This is a genomic window from Rhizobium sp. HT1-10 (genome assembly GCF_049472505.1).
Lineage (GTDB): Bacteria > Pseudomonadota > Alphaproteobacteria > Rhizobiales > Rhizobiaceae > Rhizobium.
Genome location: NZ_JBCEBQ010000005.1, coordinates 290,435 through 305,705, shown reverse-complemented (window position 1 = coordinate 305,705; position 15,271 = coordinate 290,435). Strand labels below are relative to the sequence as shown.

Annotated in this window: 17 protein-coding genes; 9 read left to right on the top strand and 8 right to left on the bottom strand. The window is 59.4% G+C overall.

The genetic code is table 11. The features are described from left to right. Positions 1-51: 51 nt before the first annotated feature. The 4 genes from VH564_RS15870 to VH564_RS15855 form a co-directional block, all read right to left on the bottom strand. On the bottom strand, positions 52-2,475 hold the full coding sequence (locus VH564_RS15870; protein ID WP_423340808.1) for a DNA-primase RepB domain-containing protein: 2,424 nt from the start codon (positions 2,473-2,475) through the stop codon (positions 52-54). Next, complete coding sequence (locus VH564_RS15865) at positions 2,447-2,728, bottom strand: hypothetical protein (RefSeq protein WP_423340807.1); 282 nt, start codon at positions 2,726-2,728, stop codon at positions 2,447-2,449. The genes VH564_RS15870 and VH564_RS15865 overlap by 29 nt, the downstream gene beginning before the upstream one ends. Then, a complete protein-coding gene (locus VH564_RS15860; RefSeq protein WP_423340806.1) occupies positions 2,725-2,946 on the bottom strand; it encodes a hypothetical protein in 222 nt (73 codons plus the stop codon). Before VH564_RS15860 ends, VH564_RS15865 begins: the two co-directional genes overlap by 4 nt. Positions 2,947-3,039: 93 nt before the next feature. Continuing rightward, positions 3,040-3,249 carry a helix-turn-helix transcriptional regulator gene (locus tag VH564_RS15855; RefSeq protein WP_423340805.1) on the bottom strand — a complete coding sequence of 70 codons (210 nt, stop codon included), beginning with the start codon at positions 3,247-3,249 and terminating at the stop codon, positions 3,040-3,042. A gap of 857 nt (positions 3,250-4,106) precedes the next feature. Here VH564_RS15855 and VH564_RS15850 point away from each other — a divergent pair. From VH564_RS15850 to VH564_RS15835, 4 genes are all read left to right on the top strand, one after another. Further along, complete coding sequence (locus tag VH564_RS15850) at positions 4,107-4,709, top strand: transglutaminase-like cysteine peptidase (protein ID WP_423340804.1); 603 nt, start codon at positions 4,107-4,109, stop codon at positions 4,707-4,709. 245 nt (positions 4,710-4,954) lie between these two features. After that, positions 4,955-5,719 carry a hypothetical protein gene (locus VH564_RS15845; RefSeq protein ID WP_423340803.1) on the top strand — a complete coding sequence of 255 codons (765 nt, stop codon included), beginning with the start codon at positions 4,955-4,957 and terminating at the stop codon, positions 5,717-5,719. Between the two features lie 123 nt (positions 5,720-5,842). Then, entirely contained in the window at positions 5,843-7,333 is a 1,491-nt protein-coding gene (locus VH564_RS15840; protein ID WP_423340802.1) for a D-alanyl-D-alanine carboxypeptidase, read from the top strand. A 102-nt stretch (positions 7,334-7,435) separates the two neighbouring features. After that, on the top strand, positions 7,436-7,705 hold the full coding sequence (locus VH564_RS15835) for a hypothetical protein (RefSeq protein WP_423340801.1): 270 nt from the start codon (positions 7,436-7,438) through the stop codon (positions 7,703-7,705). A 6-nt stretch (positions 7,706-7,711) separates the two neighbouring features. Here the strand turns inward: VH564_RS15835 and VH564_RS15830 are convergent, their stop codons facing one another. Together VH564_RS15830 and VH564_RS15825 are read right to left on the bottom strand one after the other, a co-directional pair. Then, positions 7,712-8,149: a DUF1489 family protein gene (locus VH564_RS15830; RefSeq protein WP_423340800.1), complete on the bottom strand. Its 438-nt coding sequence runs from the start codon at positions 8,147-8,149 to the stop codon at positions 7,712-7,714. Positions 8,150-8,209: 60 nt separating this feature from the next. Then, positions 8,210-9,616 carry an L-serine ammonia-lyase gene (locus VH564_RS15825; protein WP_423340841.1) on the bottom strand — a complete coding sequence of 469 codons (1,407 nt, stop codon included), beginning with the start codon at positions 9,614-9,616 and terminating at the stop codon, positions 8,210-8,212. Between the two features lie 211 nt (positions 9,617-9,827). On the opposite strand from VH564_RS15825, the gene VH564_RS15820 reads away from it, so the two are divergent. The 3 genes from VH564_RS15820 to VH564_RS15810 all read left to right on the top strand — a co-directional run bounded on the left by VH564_RS15820 (position 9,828) and on the right by VH564_RS15810 (position 12,070). After that, positions 9,828-10,520, top strand: a complete 693-nt coding sequence (locus tag VH564_RS15820) for a DUF599 domain-containing protein (protein WP_423340799.1) — start codon at positions 9,828-9,830, stop codon at positions 10,518-10,520. A 74-nt stretch (positions 10,521-10,594) separates the two neighbouring features. After that, positions 10,595-11,584 carry a DUF1624 domain-containing protein gene (locus VH564_RS15815; protein ID WP_423340798.1) on the top strand — a complete coding sequence of 330 codons (990 nt, stop codon included), beginning with the start codon at positions 10,595-10,597 and terminating at the stop codon, positions 11,582-11,584. 12 nt (positions 11,585-11,596) lie between these two features. After that, positions 11,597-12,070, top strand: coding sequence for a methyltransferase family protein (locus tag VH564_RS15810; RefSeq protein WP_423340797.1), 474 nt, complete (start codon positions 11,597-11,599; stop codon positions 12,068-12,070). Positions 12,071-12,086: 16 nt separating this feature from the next. On the opposite strand, the gene VH564_RS15805 is transcribed toward VH564_RS15810, so the two are convergent. Beyond that, a complete protein-coding gene (locus VH564_RS15805; RefSeq protein WP_423340796.1) occupies positions 12,087-12,479 on the bottom strand; it encodes a MerR family transcriptional regulator in 393 nt (130 codons plus the stop codon). 96 nt (positions 12,480-12,575) lie between these two features. Next, positions 12,576-13,994: a magnesium transporter gene (gene mgtE / locus VH564_RS15800; RefSeq protein WP_423340795.1), complete on the bottom strand. Its 1,419-nt coding sequence runs from the start codon at positions 13,992-13,994 to the stop codon at positions 12,576-12,578. A 177-nt stretch (positions 13,995-14,171) separates the two neighbouring features. On the opposite strand from mgtE, the gene VH564_RS15795 reads away from it, so the two are divergent. Both VH564_RS15795 and VH564_RS15790 read left to right on the top strand, forming a co-directional pair. Further along, positions 14,172-14,672, top strand: a complete 501-nt coding sequence (locus tag VH564_RS15795; protein WP_423340794.1) for a peptide deformylase — start codon at positions 14,172-14,174, stop codon at positions 14,670-14,672. A gap of 49 nt (positions 14,673-14,721) precedes the next feature. Then, positions 14,722-15,213 carry a BON domain-containing protein gene (locus VH564_RS15790; protein ID WP_423340793.1) on the top strand — a complete coding sequence of 164 codons (492 nt, stop codon included), beginning with the start codon at positions 14,722-14,724 and terminating at the stop codon, positions 15,211-15,213. Positions 15,214-15,271 lie beyond the last annotated feature (58 nt).

Below are 15,271 nucleotides of genomic sequence, written 5' to 3'. Positions count from 1 at the left end.
ACCCTTGCACCGGCCTTTACCCCGCTCTTTGACCCAGCCTTTACCCCACCCTTATGCTGGCACTATCTCGGCGCCCTCTGGCAAAAACTCCCCTCCCCAGAATCTTAATTTCGTCTGTCCGCTGTCGGAAACCACCTTGGCTAGGTGTATGTCTTTTGCCTGCCGAAGCATGGTCAGGATGTCCTCAAGGCGGCGTTTGTCGAGCGCCCCACGCAACGACTTGAGGACATCGCGTTGCGTCATACCGGCCGCGCCTTTACGGGTAATAGAGGTTCGGACACGGAGATATTCCGCAGATTTTTCGTTGTCGGATATGTGGTCGTTGGCGCCTCGCAAGATGACGCCGAGAGAGTGCTCGGCCACGGCATTGGCCCACTCCTGTATCTCTGTCGTGATGACAGGATCTTTAGGGTCGCAACCGACGGCGACGATAAGGGCCAGCCTGGCGGCGTTCTCTCCAACTCGATTCAGGATTGGCCTGTACTGCGGATCGACTGCCTTCTTCATCGCTCGGATCCTATCGTCGAACTCCTCAAACAGGTCATCGACGCCCTCACCCCATTCCGCGGTCATGATGGGATGAGGTTTTTCGTCTGACTTCGCGTTCAGTGCGAAAAATGGGCCGGTATATTTGCCCGCCGATAGACCAAGTAAGCCGGCAACCTGTTCAGAAAGCTGCGCGGGGATGTCCTCTATGCTGCCAATGGGACGCCTCACCTTCACGGGTTCTGCATTTCCCACGTCAATGACGACGAGACGGCCAAGAAGGCCTTCTGAAATATTGCCGCTCGACAGCGCGGCCCAGAAAGTCGATGGCGTGGAAACCCCATGGATCGTGAAGCAGGGCTGGATGATGCGGGCGATGTTACCTGCAGCCTTCTCCTGCCCTCCCCAGAAGCCTGCAGGGGCGCCGGTCAGCTCCATAAGCGCGGTAGTGATCTCTGCCCTGTGGGTGGCAACGTTGCGCCCGGTGTGGTCAGCGAGGAAGCGGCCAAATTCGTCTTGAATGATAACGGCAGTCGGCGACTTTCGCAGTTTGTTGGTCAAGCCGGGTAGGCTTCGGATCTGGTCCATGAACAGCCACTCCGAAACCTTGTCCCCGAAGCTCGTGCTGTCAGCCAACGCAGCTGAGGCTCGAATCGTGACGTCTTTACCAAAACCGGATTCGGCCAGGCCGATAATATAGAGATTCGACCTTAGGCCTGTTGGCCCCTTGTAACGCCTGCCGACCATTCCTGCAGTGAACGCAAGCGACGCGACGAGAGCAAGGTGTGGAGAGGGAAAGCGGGCGCACGAGACAATGAAGCGGGCGAAGTCACCGACCGCGCCTGGCGGGTAGCATAGCGCCTCTGGCAAGCCTGTGTTGGTAGCCAGCGTCGCGACATCTTCCTCGTCATCGTCGGCGAAGTTATCGTTGGCTGCGATCGGCAATGACTTACGGCCAGAACGTAGTCGATCCGCGGCATGGGCGCCCACTTCGCGTTGCTCGGCGTGTTGCGCACCGAACTTCGACCACAGGCGTTCAAAGTCTTTGACCGGATCCTTGTTTTCGTATCTCGAGAACCAGTCACCAGACGGTGACAAAAACAGCGCGCAGGCCTGTTCGACCGAGATTCCATCGAACGCCAACTTTTCAACGACCTTGCTGGCATGAGCAGAACGATCGCCCACATCGTTGGCTCCTAGGAGTGCGGCTGCGCCTGCAGACACAGCTATGTCGCCAATTTCCGGCAGGTCGCCAAGTGCAAAGCCCGTTGCTGACGGGGATGGCTTATTCCATGGCTCCAGGGTGACACGAAGATCATCCACCTCCGTCAGGGCCCCATCCCAAGACTCCGCAATCGTGACCGCAACGGGATACGCCAGCCGACCACGCTCGAGTTTCTTTTTATTTGGCCAGTTCGCAGTGCCCGGTATCCGCCAAACGTGGGCAATGTCAGCGGTGCCGTGGTCGGATTCCGAAGCGCGCTTGAGTGCTGCGGCCAGCGGCTTTGCCTCAGCTGGTGCGAGCGGCCGGTCTAGCAGCAGGAACGGCTGGTAGTTGCCCGGTGAAGTTTCAAGGACGTAGGATGGTTGTACCGGCATGTGTCCAGCCAAGCCAGTGTCTGCGTCCAGATCGACGACCAATGCCAGAACGGCAACGATGTCGGATTCCTTGCCGCGCTGGCCCCTGCCCAGCGTAGACCGCATGACTTGGGTGCCAATGAAGACGTTTAGATGTGGCGTTTGGCTGTGGGCCATCACCGCGTCGACAGTGCCTTCGATGTCCCCAATTCGGCAATGTGTCACCGTGCCCGGCGCATCGATATCGCCGTGCGGATTCGCGTGGAAGGCCGAAACCACCAATACACCCTCGATGCCTGCAGCAAGGCCGTGTAGAATCGACACGTGCTCGCGGATTGATGGCTCATCGAAAGGGATAGTAGGATTAGGCTGCGCAGCAGTATCACGCTGCTTGAGATTGATTTTGGCCATCGGCGGTTACGTGCCCTTCCATCTTTAGCGTCGCGAGTTCGGTTATTTCCTGGGCAAGCGCAGGATCGAATGTAGCCGTCCTGCTGCCTCCATTTGCGTTTGGCGCGTATGAAAATCGCCTGCCGTCGGGCGCTTCCATCAGTTTCATTCCGAAAATTCGTACTTGCTCGGATAGCTCAAAATCGAAGGTCGCGATGAGCCGCATTCGCGAGCGGCCGTCCCGGACCGCCCTTTTAATTCCAAGAATTCTCATGCGGCCCCCTGGTTCTCGGCAAGTCGTGACTCGCGAGCCAGCCGCTGCCATTCGGCGAATAGCCAGTTGGCGCGATTATTATCTGGGAGGTAATTCGCCCAATCGGCGCCTTCCGGAACTTTTAGGTCGCGCAAAAGCTTGGCTTCATACTTTAAGAAGGCCTTGTGGGCTGCTTCTCGCCGCTCGTCGGACATGGTGCGTTGGTGATATTGAGTCATTAGTCCTCCTCCCCGCGGGGATGCCGGCTGTGTTGGTGATGTGTCGTGGCGTGCTTTCAACCCGCCAAACTTTGGCGGGTTGTCCAGAATGGCTTAAGCCGCTGCGGCGTGCTCTTGCTCGTCAAGCCAGCGGGTCAATGTCGACCTTCGCGCGGAGACGCTGCCCCCGAGCTTGAAGTGTGGCAGGATGCCGTCATAAACCAACCTGTAGACCTGGCGCGATGTCAGGCCGAGGTGTCTCGCAATCGCGCCGGCACCAATAAGCAAATCTCCCGCGGTTTCGTTGTCATTCGATGCTTTCATATTTTTTCCTCCGATGGGGTTGACACCATTTGTCGAATTTTGTACTATCGATGATAGAGAGCCTGCGACTTTCTTTTGGAGTCGCACTGTAATCCAATTCTACAAATTTGTCAAGTATTGACCGGCGTTGCCAAATTCGCTCGGGATTTTTTTGGGGTAGTATTTGGGGTGCTTTCCCCAAAAAGAAATTAATTAACCCAACGATTTCAAAAGCCTGATGGCTTTATGTTGGCAGACACCTCTTCCGCCACCGCTGTGTTTGTCCAGCCCCAACGACCGTCCATTCAATCGAAGTTCGTCAAATAGCAGCAAGGCGCACTCCCAAATAGCCGAAACGACCCTCTATAGAACGGCCGCGCGGATGCGCCGCCGATCAATGAGATCGCAGATCACCGATCTATGGTCCTGCCGGGCGATTGTGACGACTGTCGGCATCCGAGCGAAAAAATCAAAATGCAAAAGAAAAATTTTTCGGGCTTGGACCGCTGGTAGTGCGTCTAGGCCGGCTCCTGAGAAGGGCTCGGCGGATTCTTCTGTGCCGAAATGATGCAGTCTGTTTCGCAATGGGACAGATCACGCCCATTCGTCCGTTTCCACCTTCACGTCGGCATGTCCGGGAATGTCCAACGGAGTCAGTAGGATAAGTCTAGCGTCTGCGGCCAGGCTCTGCACCCAACGTCCCTGATATTCGCTAAAAATAGAGCCAAATTTTCGTCAAATCCGCGTCGACTTTTAGTCGAGTTTTATTACCCTTTGTCGCGACTTTGAATCTATTAAGTCCTTAATTTGACTATGGAATTTCGCGAGGGATAAAAACGTGTGTGGCAATGTCGTCTCCATAACGGGGACGAAAAACAATGATCACTTCCTTGCTGCGTCGAGCCGCTACTGCCGCTGCCATGACGCTCATTCTTTCAGGCTTTGCCCAAGCCACGCCCGCCACCATGGGCATCACAGGCAATGCCGCGCCGCCGATCGGCCATTATGAGTTCTGCCGCGACAATCCCAAGGAGTGCGCTTATGCCGGTGGCGACGCCGGGCCTGCGCTGCTCACCGAAGACCGCTGGAAGACGATCCTCAAGATCAACTACACGGTCAACACGACAATCAAGCCGATGACCGACATGGAGCTATATGGCGTCGAGGAGAAGTGGGCCATTCCGACCTGGGCTGGCGACTGCGAGGACTATGCGTTGCTGAAGCGCAAGGAGTTGATTGCCGCCGGTTTCTCGCCCTCCGACACGCTGATGACGGTGGTTCTGCAGCCGAACGGCGAAGGCCATGCGGTCCTTACCGTCCGCACCGACCACGGCGATTTCGTCCTCGACAACATGCGCAACAAGGTCATGCTGTGGTCAGACACCGAATACACCTATCTGAAGCGCGTTTCCGCCGATAACCCGTCGCGCTGGGTAAAGATCCAGGACGGCCGCGCGGTCGCCGTCGGCAGCGTCAAGTAGCCTTCGCAGATACCGGCAACAGCGCTCGTTGGTTGCCGGAAAAGTCCGGTCTGTCCCCGTCCGTCACTGACCGGCACCTGGAGCCGCCCCCGCTGTCCCGGGAGCGGCTCCTTTTCCTATCCGTAGAATGCAAAGATCTTCGTTAACGCGACATTAACCATGATGTCGCCAACTGGGCCATATCGGGACTCATTCGAATTGTTGCGGCCTGGATGTCAGGCAGCGGGTCGAACGAAGGCAAGATCATGGCACTCTCTTCCTCTATTGCGACATCTGACAACCCGCTGCCGTTGCTGTCGCGCCGCTTCGCCTTCGGGCTGTCGGTGCTTATAGTGCTTCTCCTGGTGCTCACGTCTGCGATCGCCCTCGGCGGGCGTTGGGTCGGCCAGCGCCTTTCTCTTGCCGGCCATACCTTAAGCACCGAGACATACGACATCACCATCGGCGAAGACAGCCTGCGGCTGGCCGCCAACACCATCCGCTTCCCGAGCGAGCGCGTTGACGGCGTCAGCGAGCGCGTCGATCTCTACCTGACTTTTCCCGAGATGCAGGGATACAGCGAAGCCAACCGTCTGAACTTCAATGACATTTCACGCTCCTCTTCGCTGGTCTTTCTGCAATTGTCGCAAGGCACGATGTCGCGCGACATGTCCGGACGCCTGGAGCCAATCTATTCGCACCTGATGGAAGGTCGACCGTTTGCGGGTCCGAATGGTCTCACTGCGCATCGGCTGCGCGCCGATGCCGGCTACGCCGCGGAGACCCTGCTGACGGCGCCGCGTCCCGGCAAACCCGATTACGTCGTGCGGTGCATCCTGCCGCCGACGCCGGACAAGGCGACTGCAGGGGATTGCCAGCGCGACATCAAGATCGGCAACGATCTCAGCCTTCTCTATCGTTTCTCCAGCACCCGGTTGGGCGACTGGGACCATATTGACGCCGCACTTCAGCAGTTTGTGGAAACGCGTCTGATCAAAGCACCGGCAAGCGCCGGCGTTCCCCTACCGTGAACCGACAAAAGCGGCGGAATCCCGCAACGAGTTGTTCATCATAAACCGATTGGTAACGCTAAGCCCTTACTCTCCCCGCAACGGACGTTCTGGGGAGGTCGCGGCCGGATCGTTGGAAGTCAAATGCAAGTGAAGAGTGTAATAGTGCCAAAGTCAATTTTCAGAGCATCATCATCCCGCACCCGCCAGTATGTCACCAAGATGTGCCTCGGTTTCGCCATGATGGCCTCGGTCGTTGCCGTGGCATCGCCCTCCTACGCTGCCAAATATGCCGGGATCGTCGTCGACGCGAAAACCGGCAACGTGCTCTACAGCGACGACGCCGATTCCCTGCGCTACCCAGCATCGCTGACGAAGATGATGACGCTTTACCTAACGTTCGAGGCGCTGGAATCAGGTCGGCTGAAGCTCGATACACCGGTTCCTTTTTCTCCGCTCGCGTCGGCCCAGGCGCCGACCAAGCTCGGCGTCCGTCCAGGCGGGACCATCACTGTCGAGCAGGGCATTCTTTCGCTGGTGACGCTGTCGGCCAACGATGCGGCCATGGCGCTCGGCGAACTGATCGGCGGCTCCGAGGAGAAGTTCGCCGTTCTGATGAATAACAAGGCCCGTGCGCTCGGCATGACGCGCACCACCTATCGCAACCCGAACGGCCTGCCGAACACCGCGCAGATGACGACGGCCCGCGATCAGGCCCGTCTCGGCATCGCGCTTCGCGAACATTTTCCTCAGTATTACGGGTACTTCTCGACCCGCTCCTTCGCCTTCGGCAAGCGCGTCATCGCCAACCACAATCGTCTCGTCGGCTCGGTGCGTGGCGTCGACGGCATCAAGACGGGCTATACCCGCGCGGCCGGTTTCAACCTGGTGACCTCGGCCGAACTCGACGGTCGCTCGATCGTCGGTGTCGTCCTCGGTGGAGCCTCCACCCCGGCCCGCGACAACCAGATGCGTAAGCTGGTCGCCACCTACCTGCCCCAGGCATCGCTGCACGCCGACCGCGGCAAACTCATTGCCCAGGTGGCGCCGGAGCGTCCGGCATACCAGGTGCCGGCACCCCAGAAGCCGGATGTCACTGCCGCCGCGGCGCGCATGGCTGCTCTTGGCGATGCACGGCCACAGGCAAGCGTGCCCACCCCTGCCGGCCGGTATCAGTCGTCGAGTGCTGCCGCCTTTGCAGCCGTGACGCCGCCCTCCGCCAATCCGCTGCTCACCACCAAGCCGCACAACAAGAACGTACCGCCGAACGAAGTTGCCTCGATTGCGCCTGCCTATGCTCAGTCCGCGGCCGACACCACCGAGGTTGACAACGTCGTGACTGCATCGACGAAGCCCGCCAAGGCTAGCCCGCTCACGGACCAAGGGCCGCGCGGTTGGGTCATCCAGGTTGGCGTATCGCCCAGCATGGAAATGGCCAGCGATCTGCTCGATGCTGCCAAGACCAAGGGTGGCAAGGCGCTTCGGACGGCAAAGCCCTACACGATCGCGTTCGGCAATGGCGCCTCGCAAGTCTATCGCGCCCGCTTTGGCGGCTTCGAAGATCAGCGGGAAGCTGCAAATGCCTGCAACGCGCTGAAGCGATCCGGCATCAAGTGCTGGGCGAGCCTGCAGTAAAGCCTGCCGCAGAGAATGCTGGCGCCAGGCGGGCGCCAGGCAAGACGACCGACGCGTAACGTCGTTGAACCCTGATTTTGTTTTGTGTACGGGGAAATGAACATGTCAATGAACGAGAACAGCCCGGATGTCTCGATGGTAAGTGGTGCGAAGAGCAGGCAGAGGTCCTATGCCCTGCATCCCTTGCACGAGGCCGCCATGCGCATCGCCGAGATCGGCAGGGGCCGCTCGCGCTCCAAAACCAAGGACCTGATCGGCGTTCTCCTCTGCCACGGCGCCCGGGCCTGGCGCTATTCGCAGCCGGAGGCCCGCATTCACCTCCACGTTTCGTCCAGCAATCGACGTGCACCGGTGCTGATGCGGCTGCGTTGAGGCGGGCTAGAGCAGGCCGAGTTCCATCAGCTCGCGCCTGAGATCTGCCGGCATTTCCGCCACATTAGCGCCGAGGCTGTGGAGATCGCGCGGGACGTCGTCCTGCGGAAGATAGCGCCAGCCCTGGAAGGGGCGGCGCGGCTGGCCGGCAGTTTCGATGACTTCCGGGCCGAGCACCAGACGGCAGCGCGAAATGCCCTCCCCGTCGGTGAAGCTGACGATATCCATCAGTTTCTGGCGCGCCTGAACCTGCCCCTTGATCACCCAATACAGCGAGCCGCCGTCGAGCAGCTCTTCGATGCGTTTCGGGACCATGCGGGTGGTGTGGATGCTGTGGGGCTCAAGTCCGGCGGCAAGCGCGGTCAGCGAGCGCTCCGCCACCCATTCGCGCAGATCGTCGATCGAGTCGGCGCCGACGCAGAGTTTGATCAGATGCAAAGCCATGCCGCCGTTTCAAATCCTTTTGCACGGCAGCGTCAAGGGTTAACGGACGACGTCCACAGGCTAGCATTCCACCACGTTGACGGCAAGGCCTCCCGTCGAGGTTTCCTTATACTTCTCGCTCATGTCATGGCCTGTTTGCCGCATGGTCTCGATGCAGGCGTCCAGCGGCACGAAATGCTGTCCGTCGCCCTTCAGCGCCAACGAGGCCGCCGTGACGGCCTTGACGGCGCCAAGCGCGTTGCGTTCGATGCAAGGCACCTGCACCAAGCCGGCAATGGGGTCGCAGGTCATGCCAAGATGATGCTCGAGGGCTATTTCAGCGGCATTCTCGATCTGCTCCGGCGATCCACCCATGACGGCGGCAAGGCCCGCTGCGGCCATCGCCGCAGCCGATCCCACCTCGCCCTGACAGCCCACTTCGGCGCCCGAGATAGAGGCATTGTGCTTGATGATGCCGCCGATGGCAGCGGCCGTCAGCAGATAGTCGCGAATTCCGTGCTCGTCGGCATCGTCGTGGAAGTGGGTGTAATAGCGGATCGTCGCGGGGATAACGCCGGCGGCGCCGTTGGTCGGCGCGGTGACGACCCTGCCGCCGGAGGCGTTCTCTTCGTTCACTGCCATGGCGTAGACGCTGAGCCAGTCGTTGGCGAGAAGCGGATTGATGCGGTTGCTGCGCCACTCGGCCTCGAGCTTGCCGTGAATGGCGCTTGCCCGCCGCCGGACGTTGAGGCCGCCCGGCATGATGCCCTCGCCCCGAAGCCCGCGATCGATGCAACTGCTCATCGCCGCCCAGAGCTTGTCGAGACCGGCGTCGAGCTCCGAGGCGCTCATCTTGGTCTCTTCATTGGCACGTTTCATCTGGGCAATCGTCAAGCCGGAGCGCTTGGCCATGTCGAGCATCTGCTTGGCACTGGCAAAGGGAAACGGAATCTTGTCGCCCGTTGCAGGCTTCGATTTATTCGCCCGCATCTGCGCCAGCTCTGTGTCGGTTACGACGAAACCACCACCGACGGAGTAATAGATGCGCTTGACGAGCAGGCGGTCGTCCTTGTCGTAAGCCGCAAAGCCCATGCCATTGGCGTGGCCGGGCAGCGGTGTCTTCTTGTCGAAGACCAAGTCTGTCTTCGGCTGGAAATTGTAGCTGGGATGACCTGCAGGTGAGATCTTGCCGCTCTGTTCGACCTCGGAGATGATCGCATCCATCCGGTCGGGATCGACGGTATCGGGCTTTTCGCCGGTCAGTCCGAGCACCACGGCGCGGCCGGTACCATGGCCGATCCCGGTATAGGCCAGCGATCCATGCAGGCTGACCTTGATCTTATCGACGTGCACGTTTGACGAGGGGCGCGGCCATTCGCTCGACAGCAGCAATTCCAAGAACAGGTTTGCAGCAGACATTGGCCCCATCGTATGCGAACTCGATGGACCAACACCAATCTTGAAGACGTCGAAGACGGAGAGAAACATGAAAACCTGCAGATAGGAGGGACCGCTGACGCCAAGGCTACGGCAACGCCGCATCAGGCCACGGCGACCCACCGACATCGGATGGGATGCCTGCGACATTACGACAGAGCGGCGCCACGTTAAAGATAAGATGCAGTGCCATCGCCTTCAACATTGCACTTGCGAGCGACATGGCTAGTGTTGCCGGGGAACAGATTGGGGAAACCGCCTGATGTCGACAGCCGACTACGCCGCCTTGGGACTCTTTATCTTTCTCTGGGTGGCGCTGAACTGGATTACCAGCAGCGCGCGGTTCTTCGATCGCATCAGCCTCACCCAGGCGATGATCGAACGGAGACGCGAGTGGATCTACAACTCGCTGCGCCGCGATCTCAAGATGATCGACACCCAGATCCTCGCCGGCCTCCAGAACGGTACCGGCTTCTTCGCTTCGACATCCATCTTCGCCATCGGCGGCTGTTTCGCGCTGCTCGGTGCCACCGACAAGGTCAATGCCTTCTTCGCCGACCTCCCCTATGTCTTCAACGGCAGCCGCACGACATTCGAATTGAAGGTCGCCGGCCTAGCCGGCCTGTTCGGCTATTCCTTTTTCAAGTTCGGTTGGGCCTATCGGCTGTTCAACTACTGCACCATCCTCTATGGCGCCATTCCGATGATGAGCGACGTCGACAGAGACCCCGACGTGACACGGCGTGCCGTCGAACGTGTCATACACATGAACATCATCGCCGCCCGCAACTTCAATGCCGGCCTGCGCGCCATCTTCCTGTCGATCGGATATCTCGGCTGGTTCGTCAGCCCTTACGTCTTCATGGTCACCAGCCTGTGCATCATCGTCGTGCTCATCCGGCGGCAATTCTTCTCCGACGCCCGGCTTGCCATCATGGATATCGATGTGCCTTGAAATCGCCGCGCTTGTCCTATCTTCGGACCGGCCGGCCGTTTGCCGATGACACCTATTCCCGGAAGGATAAGTTGATGGTCGCGATCGCCGAGAGCATCGACGAACAGCGCAAACCGCCGCGTATCGGCCTGCTCGATACCCTGCGCGGGATCGCGCTGCTGGCGATGGCGAGCTATCACGGAACCTGGGATTTCGAATTTTTCGGCTATCTTGCGCCAGGTACGGCCGAAACCGGATGGTTGAAGATCTACGCCCGTTGCATTGCCAGCACATTCCTCTTCATGGCCGGTTTCAGTCTGGTGCTTGCCAACAGGCCCAACATTCGCTGGCAGTCCTTCTGGAAGCGTTTCGCGATGATCGCGGCAGCGGCGGTCGCCATCTCCATCGTGACCCGGATCGCGATGCCGCGCGAATGGATCTATTTCGGCATCCTTCACAGCATCGCGGCGCTCAGCCTGATCGGCATCGGCTTCCTCACCCTGCCGATGGCGTTCACCTATCTCGTCACCATTGCGCTGTTCATCGGCTGGATCGTCGATGTCTTCTATATGCCGGGTCTGTTCGATTGGGCAGGCTTCAATCCGCGCTATCTTGCCTGGCTGGGCTTTGCCGTCTCGCCAGAACGCTCCAATGATTTCGTGCCGCTGTTCCCCTGGGCGCTGGCTTTCTTTTCCGGCCTGAGTGCCGCCAGCATCTCTCTGCGCACGAACCTGCTGAACCGGCTTGCCAGGCTCGGCACCGGCGGAAGCCTGCTTGCCCGTGCCGGTCGTCACAGCCTGATCTTCTACCTGCTGCATCAGCCCATTCTGTTCGGGCTCGTCTACCTTCTGTCGCTGGTGGTACCCGCGCCGAAACCAGATCCTGCGGTCGGCTACCTCAGGCAATGCCAGGCATCCTGCGTCCAATCGGCCGGTGAAGCGCTGTGCCGTAGCTTCTGCCAATGCACTTTGACCGAAATGAAAGCACAAAGTCTGTTCGAACCACTACAGTCTGGCGCAATCCAGGCGGATAAGAATGAACAAATACAGAGAATCGCTTTACAGTGTACGGAACAAGCGCAATGACGGGAGTATTCTATGAATGCCTATCGTGCCAAGCCGCTTACTTTTCCCTGGCCGCCATTCGTCTACGGTCTCTTCATTCTTCTGGCTCTTGTTGCTGACCAGGCGCTGCCCGCAGCGCTTCCGAGACTTGACTGGGCTATCTTCTGGGCTCTCGGCGTCATTTTGACCCTCGGTGCCGTCTGGTTGGAGATCTGGGCGCTGAAGACTTTGCTCGAGAGCAAGACGACGCTCAACCCAAACCGGCGAACGGTCCACCTGATTACCCGCGGACCCTTCCGCTTTTCACGAAACCCGACCTATCTCGGCTATACGCTGATCACCATCGGCTTCGCCCTGATGACGGGTAGTCCATGGCTTCTCGTTGCAGCGTTCGCTGCGGCCGTGACCACGGACGTGGTCGCCATCCGTTACGAGGAACTGCACCTGCTCTATCGCTTCGGATGTGAGTTCGAATCCTATTGCCGGCAGACCCGTCGCTGGTTGTAGCTGCCTTGCCGCAGGATCAGGTGCCGACGCCGATTTCGGCCAGGCGCCCGATGCAGGCCTCCTCGACATGATCCAGTTCCGTCAGCGTGTCTTCGATATCCTTGCGCTTCTGCCGCAGCTCGTCGCGCTTTTCCTCGATGCGCTTCATCAGCAGCTTCAACTGGCCGACCTCGCCCGGCGGCTCGCGATAGACCTGGATGATCTCGCGGATTTCGGCAATGGTGAAGCCGATACGACGGCCGCGCAGGATCTCCGCGATCAATCGTCGGTCCGCCTGGCGAAAAAGCCGTGTCCTGCCCCGTCTTTCCGGATGAATGAGACCTTCGTCCTCATAGAACCGCAGCGTCCTGGTCGAGACGCCGAATTCCCGTGTCAGTTCAGTGATGCTGTAGAATTTGTCGACCGGCAAAGAACAAGGCCCTCCATGGGCAGAATGCTATAATGTCTTACGTAAAAGTCAATTTATGACCTGACTACCGAAACCGGACACCGGGATCAATGGGCCTTAGCGAATGGCGAACCACCAGGTCGCGATGCCCAGAAAGGCGAAATAGCCGGTGCAATCGGTGACCGTCGTGACGAAGGCCGAAGAGGCGATAGCCGGGTCGGCACCCATTCGGTTCAACAGCAGCGGCAATAGGATGCCGCCGAGTGCTGCCGCCACGAGATTGATGACCATCGCTGCCCCGACGACGACGCCGAGCTGGACGTCGTGGAACCAGATGGCCGCGATGACGCCCATGATGATGGCAAACATCATGCCGTTGAGCAGGCCGACACCCGCTTCCCTGCGGATGATGCGTCCGGCATTGTAGATGTCGATGTCGCCTGTCGCCAGAGCGCGCACGGTTACCGTCATCGTCTGGGTACCGGCGTTGCCGCCCATCGAGGCGACGATCGGCATCAGCACGGCCAGCGCGATCATCTTTTCGATCGAGCCGTCGAAAACGCTGATGATGCTGGAGGACACGATTGCCGTCAGAAGATTGATGGCGAGCCAAAGAAAGCGGGACTTTACCGTCGATGCGATGCTGTCGGAAAGCTCTTCGTCGCCGACACCGCCGAGGCGCTTGATGTCCTCGTCGGCTTCCTCATGAATGACATCGACGACGTCGTCGATGGTGAGCACCCCAACCAGCCGCCCATTGTCATCGACAACGGCCGCCGAGAGCATGTCATATTGCTCGAATAGCTGGGCAGCCTCTTCCTGGTCCATCTCGGCCGAGATAGGATGCGATGTCTCCTGCATGATTTCGTCGATCTTCGTTTGTCGCTTGGCGCGCAGGATACGGTCCAGCGCGAGGCTTCCCAGCAGCTTGAAGGTCGGATCAATGACGAAGATCTGCGAAAAATCTTCCGGAAGCCCCTCCTCGTCGCGCAGATAGTCGATCGTCTGGCCGACGGTCCAGAACGGCGGCACTGCGATGAACTCGGTCTGCATCCGCCGACCGGCCGAGCTTTCGGGATAATCCAGCGCGCGCCGTAGCCGAACGCGCTCGGTGAACGGCATCTGTGACAGGATCTCGTCTCGGTCCTGCTGATCGAGATCTTCGAGAATATAGACAGCGTCATCCGAATCGAGTTCGCCGATGCCGGCGGCAATCTTTTCATTCGGCAGATGATCGACGATTTCCCGGCGGATGGTATCATCGACCTGCGTCAGCGCCGTCATGTCGAAGGCATCGCCGAGCAGGCTGACCAGAGATAGTCGGAGATCGGAGTTCAGCGCCTCCAGCAGATCGCCAAGTTCGGACTCGTGCAGCTTCGCGACGTTCCGTTGCAGAAAGGCGGGATCAGCCGCGTCGATTGCGTTGCTGATCCTCGTCAGGAAGTCCGCGCGGACATTGCCGTCCTCATCATAGATGTCGAAATGTGGATCGCGGCCGGCGCTGCTGACTCGTTCGTCTTGGTCGCTGATCATCATGGCGCCTTCTCCATCGCTGCACTCGGAGCGTGAATCGAGAATGGCGAGATAAAACTCAATGTCAACAAACGGATAAGGGAATGCCTTTCGCAAATGGCGCGCCGAAGATGGCCAGCGAGGGGCCCTCGGTCTATTCTGCCTGACGAGCTTAGTTTCTCCCTTTGGACGAAGTGCCGCATGACCAGACTCGCCCTCCTCCGCTATCCTGATCCCCACCTGAAGACGACCTGCGCGCCAGTCGATGTCTTCAACGATGATCTTCGCCAATTAAGCGACGATCTCCTGCACGTCATGCGCAGCGTCGCCGGGGTCGGCATCACCGCCGCGCATGCCGGTGTCTTGACCCGCCTGGTCATTGTCGAGCTCGATCGTTCGCAAGGCGTCCGGATATTCGTCAATCCTTCGATCAGCTGGGCCTCGGAAGAAACGGCGGGGCACATGGAGGGAAGCGTCTGCATGCCGGGCGCCACCGAGGAGGTCACCCGACCGGCAAGCATCCGCTTCCAGTATCAGGACCTCACGGGCAAGCCGCATGAGGAGGCCGCCACCGGATTCTTTGCTGCCTGCATGCAGCACGAGATCGATCAGCTCGATGGCATTTTCTGGCTGCAACGGCTTTCCCGGCTGAAACGCGACCGCGTGATCAAGAAATGGGAAAAAAGCATGATCAGAAGTTGAACCAAGCGCCTCGTCCATCGTTGTGGCTCTGAATCAAAGGAGCTTTGTCATGGGTGGCATTAAGAAAGAGACGACTCGCGAAGAAGACTACCGCGACTACGAGGAGCGGGACTTGAAAGACGGCTGGCCCTATGACGATGACGCCGGCGCCGTCTCCGAGCCGTCGGAAAATCGCGCCTATGGGGAAACCGATGCGAACTTCGACGAAGGCAGCAGCAAAGGCTTCACCGTCACCTCGGTCGACGAGGACGGACAGCAGGAACCCCAGAAAAACGCGCCGGTTCCCACCACGCGCGGCCTCGAAGAGTCCGACGACATCGAAGAGCGTGTCATGGATGCGATCAGTGACGTCGAGGGCGCAAGCCCGGAGATGATCGACGTTCGTTCGGAGGGCTCCGTCATCATCCTCGAAGGCGAAGTCGACGACGCGGCGACCGCGCGCCAGCTTGGACGGATTGCCCGCTCGATCTCGGGTGTCACCAACGTTCGCAATCTCATCCAGGTCATCGGCGTCGACGCCAACATTCCGGACGACGATTGAGATCGCCTCTATTGCAAAAAAAAGCAACGGGCGCCTCAGGGCGCCCGTTGCCGTTCTA